We start from the raw sequence: 11921 nt of genomic DNA, 5'->3' as shown, positions 1-11921 counted from the left end.
TATCTAGTTCTCCTCCTTGGAAAAGTATAATTATTCCTTGGATATATTCATTTATCCAAGGAATAATTATACTTTTCCAAGCAACAGAAATACTTATCCAATGAACAAAAACACGAACATCAAACTTTTGTCGTAAATCGAGTACTCATGTCTCAGCCTCTATCTACAAACAATTTTCCATCTACCCTTTTGTTAATGTGCCTCATTAATCATCCTCTTCAGATTTAAAATCAATTATTTCCCGAATCATCATTACCTTTTCCATACGCATTTCAGTGCGGACTGGGACTGTAATTTTTAGATAATTGTGAACAGTTCAATAACTTGAAAAATCAAACTTCTTAAGCTATTCTAAAACTTACTAGTTAACTAGGAATTATCGGAATGGATATACTACTTTCATCCACGATTATTACATACATTAAAGGAGAGATTTTATGACGAAAAATCGCTTTCGTCTAGGAATAGATATTGGAGGTACGTTTACCGATTTAGTGTTGATTGATCAAAACAATGGAAATATTATAAGCAAGAAAACACCTACAGTCTCAGAAGATCCTACCCGAGGGATAACTAATGGTCTTCAAGCGTTAAAAGAAAGTGGCGTTTCAACCGAAGATATTGAATATTTTGTTCATGGTACGACAATCGGTTTAAACACGATTATACAACGTAATGGTGCTAAAGTGGCGTTTCTCGTAACCGAAGGCTTTCGAGATATGTTAAGCTTTCAACGCTTGCGTTTACCGGTGCCTTATGATTTTCGGTCTCGCCATCCTGAACCACTGATACCCCGCGATTTGGTTTTTTCTGTGAATGAACGGTTGCAGCATGATGGAAAAGTGGTCAGACCTCTAGATGAAAAGGATCTTGAAGCGAAGATCGATGCAATTGAACAAGCGAATGTAGATGGTGTTGTTGTCTGTTTTTTACATAGTTATATTAATCCTGTTCATGAACAGCATGTCAAAAAGCGTATAGCTGAACGCTTGCCAGAGGTAAAGGTCAATCTATCATCCGAATTGTGGCCGCAAATGAGAGAATATGAACGGTCGATGATGACCATTTTAAATATGTATGTCCAACCAAAGGTAGAACATCATTTCATGCATTTAAAAAGAAGGCTAGAAGAAGAAGCTGTACCGGCTACACCGTATATTACCCAATCAAATGGCGGTATTATGAATATTGAGACCGCTAGTAAGTATCCGGTTAGCACCTTATTTTCAGGACCAGCCGCAGGGGTGATCGGTGCGCAAGATATGGTGAAGAAAGCTGGATTTGATAATGTCATTACATTCGATGTGGGAGGAACAAGCGCAGATATCTCGATTATTGAGAATGGCTTTCCTACGTATACAGGGAGCAATCATTTAGGTGGCTTTCCCGTTATGTTACCAGCTGTGTCGATGTATTCAGTAGGGGCTGGAGGCGGGTCCTACGCTTGGATTGATAATGGTGGAATGCTGAAGGTGGGACCTGATTCAGTAGGGTCTAATCCTGGTCCAGCATGTTATGGAATTGGTGATAAACCTGCATTGACTGATGCCTTTTTAATATGTGGGTATTTAAATACTGAATCGTTTGCTGGTGGTGGATTCGAACTCGATATCGAAAAATCAAAGCAAGCTGTCCAACCGATTGCGGAACACTTGAATTTAACTGTTCAGGAAACGGCTGACCGTATGATTCAGGTAGCGATTGCTAATATGTTTGCCGAAGTAAACAATATTATGGAGCATCACGGGTTTGATCCACGTGAGTTTGCTTTACTAGGTTATGGGGGCGCTGGTCCTGTGTTAACTAATTTCTTAGCGGAAGAAATCCATGTTAATAAGGTATTACTTCCTCCATTACCAGGAACTCTTTCCGCTTTAGGTGCGCTAAATGCTGATTTTATTCATGATGAAATTATGACCCAACAGGTGTTATTGAACGATATTCCAATGGATGAGCTGAGAGGTCGTTTTAAGCAATTAGAAGAACAGGCGCTAAAATGGTTGGATTCCCAAAAAGTACGTAATTTGCAGGATCAACAGTTAATCTATACGATGGATGCACGTTATCAGCATCAAGCATATGAGATTGAATTACCGATTCAATTGGAATGGTTAGAAAAAGGGCAGAAAGATAAAATTATTGATCAGTTTCATTCGCTTCATTACAGTCAATATGGTCATAGTAATCCAGATGCTTCGATTGAAATGATCAATGTACATGTGCGGATTGTAGGACAACCACCTAAAGTAACAAATCAAGTATTGGAACATTCAATGGAAAACGCTGTTCCCATAACATTCCGACAAATCATGCTAAAAGGAATTCTGCATGAAGCGCCAGTTTATACTCGCTCTAAGCTTACTTACGGTCAAACAATTGCAGGTCCAGCTATTATAGAACAACATGACTCAACCGTTGTTGTTTTACCAGACTGGACAGCTAAGGTAAATGCATATGGGCACTTGATTTTATCTAATGAGAAAGGAGGTCACTCGTTTGAGAACAGATCCAGCTAATTTAGAGATTATGCGTAGTTACTTTCATGCGATCGCAAGCAGCATGGGCCATGTGATTGAACGTACATCCTATACTACATTTGTCAAAGAATCAGCGGATTTTGCAACGGCATTAGCTTCACCGGAAGGCGACTTTTATGTCTACCCACGTTCTGTTGGGGTTACGATCTTTTTAGGATTAAGTTTGAAAAAAACGTTGGAATCTTGCGGTCCTTTAGAGAAGGGTGACATTGTCATCACCAACGACCCTTACACAACAAATGGACTTGCGTCACATTTGCCAGATGTTCATATCATAAAGCCGATTTTTGCTGGTGATACCTTAATTAGTTATGCATGGTCATTCGTCCATTGTAGTGATGTTGGTGGACTTGTGCCTGCAAGTATTTCACCAACAGCGTCAGACATTCATCAGGAGGGATTACGTATTCCTCCAGTAAAAATCTACCGTAAGGGTACATTAAATACAGATATTAAATTAATGTTAGATGCAAATAGTCGTGTACCACATCTTAATTATGGGGATATTAATGCCATGGTGGCTGCCGTTAATACAGCGGAAAACCGATTGATGAATATGGTGGATAAATTTGGGGTTCAGAATATGGAGTTTGCCATTCAAGATCTTTTAGATCAGAGTGAAACACGTACGAGAAAGGTGATTGAGCAAATACCTGATGGCACGTACAGTTTTCATGATTATTTAGATGATGATATGTTGACAGAACATCCTATTCGGTTAGCTGTTGACCTTACGATAGATGGTAATAGTATCGATATTGATTTATCCAGGTGTGATCCACAGGTGAAATCAGCTTTTAATTTAGTGACGAACGGAAGCAGGCATTCGTTTTTGTTACAAGGGCTTATTAATTTTATTATTAGTGAAGACCCACATATCCCGGTAAACGGTGGCATACTAAACCCAGTGACTATCCACATACCGAAAGGGACGATTGTTAATCCTGAATACCCAGCATCCGTTGGTGTTCGTCATAGTATTACGATGCGGATGTACAGCACCGTGCTTGGTGCGTTGGCTAAGGCGATACCGGATAAAATTCCAGCAGCAGGTGCGGGTCAAGCTGCAATTGTCGTCCTTTCTACACAGGAAGAAGCAAGTGGTGCCCGTAATGTGGCAGTTGTAGAGCCGCTTGGTGGAGGTGGTGGTGGACACCACGATTTTGATGGGATAGACGGGATTGACCACTCTTCCGGATTTCTGAAGAATACACCAATTGAAAGCTTGGAACAACATATTGATACGCTGGTACACCGCTATGAATTAATTCCGAATACGGCAGGCTCTGGACAAAGTAGAGGTGGCCATGCCATTCAGTTAGATTTCGAAATACGGCGTCCAGACTCGATTGTGACAGCCCGAGGGATGGAGCGGCTTAAATTCCAACCGTGGGGACTTTTCGGTGGAGAAGCTGGTTCGCTTGGTGGAGTAGTACTGAATCCTGATACACCGAACGAAAAACAACTTGCTAAAATTAATGTGTTGACGCCAAAAGTTGGAGATGTGGTAAGTATCCGAACAGCGAGTGGCGGAGGCTGGGGATTACCTCAAAAGAGGGATCCAGAGCTTGTGTTACGCGAAGTTGAAATGGGACTCATCAGTGTGGAAAAAGCACAAAGAAATTATGGTGTTATCCTAGAAACAGATGGTTCGTCCAATACTTTAATCATTAATCAAGAGAAGACCGCTCAGCTCAGAGATCAATTTCTTCAGAAACGAACGAATGAAATTGATCTAGGTAGTAACAGGGAACAATTTGAACAGCATTGGCCAGAGGTTGTGATGGATCAATTGATTGAAAAATTGCACACGTTGCCTCCTAATGAGCGGTGGCATCAGAAAGTAGCAATTCAAAACTACTTAAAAGATAAGCTACAAGATCAACCTGTTACATTAAAGGATTTAGAAGAGGCATGGAACCACATATAATCTTTTGATGTAATGATGTTCTTCCGCTTCTAGTTCGGAAGTACAGTAAATTAGCATGGTCTTAAACAATAATAAATTACACAAAGGAGTGTCGACAACATGAGGAAAAAGTGGAATATTATATTGTTGCTCATATTATTAACTGGAATAGTGTTAACTGCATGTGGTGGTGATACAGAAGAAGAGGAAAGTACGGGTGAATTACCTGAAACAGATGAAGTTGTCATCGGTGTTTATGGTGGTAATTGGGAAGAGCAGATTATGGAAGCGGGATTAGAACAGTTTGAAGAAGAAACAGGTATTGAAGTAATTGTTGATGCAGGTGCAGACGCAAACTGGTTTTCTAATCTAAAATCTTCTGGTGGAGAAAATGCACAATATGATGTGCTTATTTTCCAACCCGATACGATCGAGCGTGCTGTTGCAGGGGATTTATTAGAACCAATCGATCCAGAACATGTACCAAATATCGACAATATTTATGACTCCGTTAATGAGAGATTTACAGTGGATGGTGAGATTTATGCATCTGGATTTAGTATGGGACAGCTAGGTATTGCTTACCGCCCAGATCTAGTTCCATTTGAACCAGAAAGTTGGACAGACTTATGGGACGAACAATTTGAAGGACAGCTAGGTATATCCTCCCCTTCGTATTCTGCTGGCTTACAATTCTTTTCTGGAGTAATGGAAACAGTCGATGGAGACGCATCTAATGAAGAAGATATTGATGCCACATTTGAAAAACTTTCAGAATTACAATCGAATACGGTTGCCTATCCAGATAACCCAGGCACAATCCAGACATTACTAGAGCGTGGAGAAATTTCCGCTATACCTTTTTGGGATGGGCGAGTATTTGCATTACAGGATGCTGGTTTAGATGTCAGCTTTACGTACCCTGAAGATGGGCCAGTAGCAGCTGTAGCTAGCTGGGTTATTCCGAAAGGCGGGCCTAACTTGGCAAATGCATATGATTTAGTGAATTACCTTTCTTCTCCAGAAGTGCAAGGTGCTTTTGCTGAGCTTTCTTATTATGGGATGACAAATGAAAATGTCGAATACAGTGAAAGTTTAAGTGAACGAGTTCAAGTAGGCGAAGAATTCTATCAAGATTTAACATGGGTAGATTATGAAGCATTAACTCCGAAATTAAATGATATAACAGAGCGTTGGAATAATACATTTGATGGAGGCCAATGATGAGTATTACTGTAAAAGAGATCAGTAAACATTTTGGAGAAAATACCGCTTTGAACCAAGTAGATCTCACGATCAAGGAAGGGGAGTTTTTCTCCTTACTTGGTCCTAGTGGCTGTGGTAAAACGACTTTACTCAATATTATTGCAGGATTCTTACCTGCTACAACTGGTGTCGTTTCCATTAATGGGGAAGATGTCACCAGTCTACCCCCTTATCAGCGAAACATCGGTATGGTCTTTCAAAATTACGCCTTGTTCCCACATCTAAGTGTCTTTGATAATGTTGCCTATGGATTAAAGGTTAAGAAAATGTCGAAAAGGGCGATTAAAGAAAAAGTGGAAGAAGTATTGAAATTGGTGCATTTAGAGGAGTTTACGAAACGGATGCCTCACCAATTAAGTGGTGGACAACAGCAGCGAGTTGCGATTGCGCGTGCACTTGCCATTGAGCCATCGGTGTTACTGCTAGATGAACCGTTAAGTAATTTAGATGCCAAATTAAGAAAAGAAATGCAGACGGAGTTACGTTTACTGCAACAACGTATTGGTATTACGACAGTGTTAGTTACACACGATCAGGAGGAAGCATTAAGCTTATCTGATCGTATTGGTGTACTTGGAGATGGCCATGTAAAACAGGTAGATCAACCGCTAACGATATACCGTCAACCGAAGAACCGCTTTGTCGCTGAATTTATTGGACAAGTTAATATTTTTGAAGTGGAAGCGATAGAGTCAGAAGGTTCTTATGGTAAATATGCAGCTAAACAACATAAAATCACAAAGGATCAGCCTTTACTATTGGAAACATCTCATAAAATAGACCATTATAATCAAGAAAAACAGCTTATGATGTTACGCCCTGAGCGTATTCAGCTGGCGGAGAAGGCAAGAGATAAGGAAAGTAATCAAGTAGAGGTAACAGTAGTTCATACTAATTATATTGGAGACTCCTTACGTGTGCATGCCTCTTTACCTGAACAAGGAGACTTTCTCATCCATATTTCTGATACGGTGTTTCAAGAGCCACCACAGCCAGGCGAAACATTGTATCTATATTGGGACTCAACAGATATTATTCCATTGGTAGATAAGGAGTAATCGTTTATGTTGAAAACAATTATGAAGTCAGAACGCCAAAAAGTTTTCTATTGGGGCTTATTAATTCCTACGATTTTATTGTTAGTATTTTTTCTAGTGACGCCACTACTTATGTTAGCAGAAGTGAGTTTTCGAGAGGTTGATAGCTATCTTAATATACAAGATACGTATACATTTCAGCACTATATAGAGGTGTTTCAGTCTGGATCTTACTTGAAAACAATTGGGACTACACTTTTTGTTGCCTTTATCACTGGTTTATGTTGCATTATCCTAGCATACCCAGCTGCATATATGCTAGTAAAAGCCAAACATGCTGGTCTGCGAACCTTGTTGTATATATTACTGATCATGCCATTATTAATTAGCATGGTTGTACTCAGCTTTGCTTGGATCGTTTTATTAGCGCAAAATGGAATGATTAATCAACTATTAATGAAAATGAATTTTATCAATCAGCCAATTCCGATGCTATGGAACTTAACCGCAGTTGTCATAGCATTAGTACAAGTTTTATTACCTTTTGCAGCCTTACCGATTGCCAATACACTTGGAGATATGGACCCCAAGTTGAGAAGTGCTTCGATGAGTCTAGGTGAGAATCGATGGAAAACCTTCTTAAGAGTTACCTTACCGTTATCCATTCCAGGTCTAATATCTGGTTTTATGATCGTATTTTCTTTAGCAGCAGGGAGTTACATTACGGCTTTATTAATCGGGGGTAGGATGCAACCATTGCTTCCGTTAACGATTTATCAGCAAGTTATACAAATTTCGAATTGGCCTTTTGCAGCAGCTTTATCTTTTACATTACTAGTCATAGTAGCTATTTGTGTGTTGTTTTTAGGCTGGTTATTAAGTCGTTGGGAGGAGAGAGTTTATGGCTAAATCAAACAACCAACATAAAAGGTTTAATCTCGGAACATGCATGATTTGGCTATTAGGTAGTCTTGTCTACTTGTTTATGACGGTTCCTGTTCTGATTATTGTTATAGCATCTTTCAGTCCGCATGCTTATCCAGAGTTCCCGCCGACAAGCTTCTCTCTTCAATGGTATGTTGAGTTGTTTACTAGTCGTGCATGGTTGGAAACGTTATGGACAAGTATTCTCTTAGTATTGATTGTGGCGCCTACCACCGTTATTTTAGGAACGGCCGCTGCTGTCGCAATACGCCGCTTGAATTTTCCTGGAAAACAAGCATTGCAAGCAATGATGATGTCACCACTTATGATTCCTCATGTGGTTTTAGGGATTGCCTTTTTATATCAAGGAACAGCGATGGGCTGGTTTGGGACATTGACCGCATTAATCATTGCACATGCTGTTATTGTGTTTCCATTTGTGATCCGATCTGTTGGGGTAAGTATGTCTAATCTTAATCCCATATTAGAACAGGCATCCATGAGCCTTGGGGCTGGACCAATTCGCACCTTTTTCCAAGTGACGATTCCAAACATTAAGCCTGGTATTATGGCTGGAGCAGTATTTGCGGGCGTGACATCATTTGGGGAGGTTTCTGTAAGTGTTTTTGTAACTTCACCTCAATTTGTCACTGTTCCGGTACGAATATTTAATTATGTGGAACAAACCTTTGATCCTGTTATTAATGCCGTTTCGGTTGTATTTATTCTAATTGCAGTGATTGCTTTAATCATCATTGAAAAAACAATTGGTTTAACAAAAGCATTTTAATATGTAAATTCTAAAAAAGAAACGAAAATGATTTTCGTTTCTTTTTTTGGATAGATGTTAGATCCTAATTCTACTTGCACGGGAGGAACTAATTAAAATAGATTGGTGTTTCGTGTTATTTTATGGGAAAGTCTATACTGGTGCGGTGTTGTGCCAATCATTCTTTTGAATAACTGAATAAAATAGGAAACACTTCCTAAGCCGACACTTTCACTAATCATTTCTATGGGCTCTTCGCTCATTTGCAATAACTGACATGCTTGCTTCATTCTAAGAATCGTTAAATATTCAGTTAGGCTACTTCCGGTTTCGCGTTTAAATACTCTTGACACGTAGGATTTTGATAAGTGAACTTCGTCCGATAGCTTTTCCAGGTCGAATGGTTCCATGTAATTTTCTTGTAACCATTGCATAATTCTTTCGGAATGGTGAAGGGAACGATATTTATTTAGCTCAGTATCTAATTTCATATCTTGCATATTGGATCGGATACAAGAGAGCATTTGCATGAGAAAAAGTTGACTATCTTCTTCCCAAGTATTTTTTTTAAGCGAATTATTCAATGCTTCGCAAATTTCATATACATATTGATAATAATTACTTAAGTCAAATGCTTGTTGTTCTATAACACTATTCTGCATCCGGTTTAACAATTTGTTTAAGCTAGGGAAACTGTCCAAATTTTTTCCTAGTGTTAGCGGATCAAAGTGCATAATACTTCGTTCATAAGGGTTGTCAGGAGATACTTCTACATATACCTTATGTAATTGAAAAGGTTGAAAGAAGAAAAGCATACCTGGTTTGATATCATAGGTTTGTTGATTAACTATTACTCGTCCCTGTCCACGGTAAACAAATAATAATTCACAGCCTTGATGCCAATGATAGAATCCACTAAAATTATCTTCAGAAACTCTTCGATAAATCCATCGAAATGGCTTTAAATCAATTTGTTCAAATAATTTATTCATAACACCCTCCTAACAGAACAATAGAACGACATTATTGGTTATTATACAACAACTTCTATTATATTTGCTAACTTATAATTTTCTAAGATAGTTTTTTTTATAAAGCATTTGATTGAAAGAAAGTGTCATAACTTAGAATACGAGGTGAACGAAAATGTTAAAATGGAAGCGCTTTAATAAGAAAAAAACGCGGTTAACTGTTTTTGTAAAACTTCTTGCATCCTACTTCATTGTACTACTTATACCGGTAATAATTGGCATTGTATTATTTAACAGAATTGAATCAAGTATGGTCGAGAATGCACATAAATCGAATACAGCTATGTTGGAGCAAGTAAGAATTGCCTTAGATAACAGGTTTAAAGAAGCAGAGCAATTATCCTTACAAATTTCCTTAAATCAAAGATTAAACCATTTAATGACTACTCAACAAGAGGTAAGTAATTATGAATATATCGAGTTTATAAAGGAACTAAAAAAGTATCAAACGGTTAGTACACATATTGATGATTATTACTTATATTTTTCTCAGTCCGACGTGTTACTATCACCAACAATGAAAACAAATTCATCTTTGTTTTTTAACCATATTAAGCAATATCAGCATTCTACTTATGATGAGATAATGACAAGTAAGATGTCTGGCTTTCATTTGAGAGATTATTTTCCTTCAGAAAAAGTAACCATGAGTTCAGGAGAAGAGAACATTATCACTCTTATTCAATCATTGCCATATGGCGAGGTAACAGATGTAAAAGGAGCACTCATGATCCACATTGATGAAAAGCAGATTAGAAAGATGTTGCAGCAATTAGAGGGCTTTAACCAAGGGGTAATGTATATTGCAGATGAGAATAAAGAAATTATGATGTCTACTAATGAAAATGAGGATACTTTTAACGAGATAAAATCACTGCTGAATACGAAAGAAGGTTCTTTTGAGGAAGAAATAGATGGAAAAGCCATGGTTGCTTCTTTTACAACTTCAGAGAAAAATGATTGGACCTATGTATCGTTATTTCCAAGGGATATTGTGTTAGCAGAAGTAAATCAAGTAAAATATTGGGCTGTTGGTTTGTTACTCATATCTATCGTTGTAGGAATTATTGTTTCTTATTATTTAGCCAATCAGAATTATCGACCAATTCGTGAAGTGGTTAATACAGTTATACGGAATGAACGTCCAAAGGGTAAATTCACGAATGAGTTAGACTTAATAAAGCAAACAATCGTTAATTCTATCGATAAACAATCACAATTAAAACATATCGTCTCTCAACAAAAACCAGTTATAAGAGCTAATTTTATCTTGCGCTTGATCAGGGGACAAGTCGATTTAATGACTAGTCCTGAAAAAGAGTTAGCTAGCATGGGTATTAACTTTAAATGGGATTACTTCAGCGTAATAATCATCCAAATTGATGATTATTGCCAATTTACAAATGAAAATGTGGATACGAACTGGGTGATGACCAGATTTATTATAGCTAACCTTAGCGAAGAGATTTTTGATGATAAAGGATATACAATTGAAATAGAGCGTGACAAGCTGGTTATTCTCAATAATCATGATACAGATAGTGAAAGAAATAAATCAGTACAGCTTGTTAAAGAATTAAAGGATATTTTGGAGCAACGATTCAACATTAAAATTTCTGTAGCAATTAGTCAAATTCATTACGGATTAAATAAGGTTTCAGAAGGTTACGGAGAGGCAATAATGGCGCTGGATTATAGGGTCATCAAAGGACCAGGTTCGATAATTTTCTATAATGATATTAAGAATAATAGTGGGTATGATTATCATTTTCCCGTGGAAACGGAAGTTCAGATACTTAACTTTGCGAAGAATGGTGATTTTGTAAACGTAGAAAAAACATTGAATCAAATTTTTAGCAACAATGTGCAACAAGAGATGACTCCTGAGATAAGTAAATGTTTATCTTATGACTTATTAAGTACTTGGGTAAAGTTGCTTAGTAACCTAAGTGTAGAAGATAAAAAAATGTTTATGGATATCCAGCAACCATTTAAGGTTATTTCAGAGTCTAATACGGTCGATGAATTACAACAGAAAATTAATTCTCTATATTATGAATTCTGTCATAAAATCCAAAAAAATCAATCGACACAAGGAGAACGTCTATATAAGGAGATTACTCATTTCATTGAGGAAAACTATAACAATAACATGCTTAGCCTTGGGATGATAGCGGAACATTTCGCAATGAATCCATCCTATTTGTCTACCTTCTTTAAGAAGCAAGGTGGTATTACGCTTAGTGAATGTATTACCAAAGTTAGAATAGAAGAAACTAAAAAAATGCTGTCCAATCGACAACTCACGATATCGGAGATTGCAACAACAGTAGGTTATGCAAACAGCGTTGGTTTAATTAGAGTATTTAAAAAGGTTGAAGGTGTAACACCTGGACAATATCGGGAGATTATTTAAAATATTTCGATAGAAAATCATTTATAAATGTA

General features: G+C 37.6%; 8 protein-coding genes. 7 read left to right on the top strand and 1 reads right to left on the bottom strand.

Annotated elements, in window-relative coordinates:
• Window positions 1–437 precede the first annotated feature (437 nt).
• From GI584_RS19850 to GI584_RS19825, 6 genes are all read left to right on the top strand, one after another.
• Entirely contained in the window at window positions 438–2516 is a 2079-nt protein-coding gene (locus tag GI584_RS19850; protein ID WP_153792335.1) for a hydantoinase/oxoprolinase family protein, read from the top strand.
• Entirely contained in the window at window positions 2497–4467 is a 1971-nt protein-coding gene (locus GI584_RS19845; protein ID WP_153792334.1) for a hydantoinase B/oxoprolinase family protein, read from the top strand. The genes GI584_RS19850 and GI584_RS19845 overlap by 20 nt, the downstream gene beginning before the upstream one ends.
• A 99-nt stretch (window positions 4468–4566) precedes the next feature.
• The gene (locus GI584_RS19840) at window positions 4567–5670 is read left to right on the top strand and encodes an ABC transporter substrate-binding protein (RefSeq protein ID WP_153792333.1); all 1104 of its coding nucleotides are present in this window, start codon (window positions 4567–4569) and stop codon (window positions 5668–5670) included.
• Entirely contained in the window at window positions 5667–6770 is a 1104-nt protein-coding gene (locus tag GI584_RS19835) for an ABC transporter ATP-binding protein (RefSeq protein WP_153792332.1), read from the top strand. The genes GI584_RS19840 and GI584_RS19835 overlap by 4 nt, the downstream gene beginning before the upstream one ends.
• A gap of 6 nt (window positions 6771–6776) precedes the next feature.
• Window positions 6777–7658, top strand: coding sequence for an ABC transporter permease (locus GI584_RS19830; RefSeq protein WP_228552288.1), 882 nt, complete (start codon window positions 6777–6779; stop codon window positions 7656–7658).
• Window positions 7651–8463 carry an ABC transporter permease gene (locus tag GI584_RS19825; protein WP_153792331.1) on the top strand — a complete coding sequence of 271 codons (813 nt, stop codon included), beginning with the start codon at window positions 7651–7653 and terminating at the stop codon, window positions 8461–8463. The genes GI584_RS19830 and GI584_RS19825 overlap by 8 nt, the downstream gene beginning before the upstream one ends.
• A gap of 92 nt (window positions 8464–8555) precedes the next feature.
• On the opposite strand, the gene GI584_RS19820 is transcribed toward GI584_RS19825, so the two are convergent.
• Window positions 8556–9434 carry an AraC family transcriptional regulator gene (locus GI584_RS19820; protein WP_153792330.1) on the bottom strand — a complete coding sequence of 293 codons (879 nt, stop codon included), beginning with the start codon at window positions 9432–9434 and terminating at the stop codon, window positions 8556–8558.
• A 154-nt stretch (window positions 9435–9588) separates the two neighbouring features.
• Between GI584_RS19820 and GI584_RS19815 the strand changes: the two genes are divergently transcribed.
• Window positions 9589–11889 carry an AraC family transcriptional regulator gene (locus GI584_RS19815; protein WP_153792329.1) on the top strand — a complete coding sequence of 767 codons (2301 nt, stop codon included), beginning with the start codon at window positions 9589–9591 and terminating at the stop codon, window positions 11887–11889.
• Window positions 11890–11921: the final 32 nt, after the last annotated feature.

It is taken from the genome of Gracilibacillus salitolerans, from assembly GCF_009650095.1.
Lineage (GTDB): Bacteria > Bacillota > Bacilli > Bacillales > Amphibacillaceae > Gracilibacillus > Gracilibacillus salitolerans.
This window is presented reverse-complemented; position numbering and strand designations above follow the sequence as displayed.

Bases quoted from the DNA above. Each gene is read 5' to 3' on its own strand.
- GI584_RS19830 (WP_228552288.1), top strand. From the start codon at position 6,777: ATGTTGAAAACAATTATGAAGTCAGAACGCCAAAAAGTTTTCTATTGG.
- GI584_RS19825 (WP_153792331.1), top strand. From the start codon at position 7,651: ATGGCTAAATCAAACAACCAACATAAAAGGTTTAATCTCGGAACATGC.
- GI584_RS19835 (WP_153792332.1), top strand. From the start codon at position 5,667: ATGATGAGTATTACTGTAAAAGAGATCAGTAAACATTTTGGAGAAAAT.
- GI584_RS19840 (WP_153792333.1), top strand. From the start codon at position 4,567: ATGAGGAAAAAGTGGAATATTATATTGTTGCTCATATTATTAACTGGA.
- GI584_RS19850 (WP_153792335.1), top strand. From the start codon at position 438: ATGACGAAAAATCGCTTTCGTCTAGGAATAGATATTGGAGGTACGTTT.
- GI584_RS19820 (WP_153792330.1), bottom strand. From the start codon at position 9,434: ATGAATAAATTATTTGAACAAATTGATTTAAAGCCATTTCGATGGATT.
- GI584_RS19815 (WP_153792329.1), top strand. From the start codon at position 9,589: ATGTTAAAATGGAAGCGCTTTAATAAGAAAAAAACGCGGTTAACTGTT.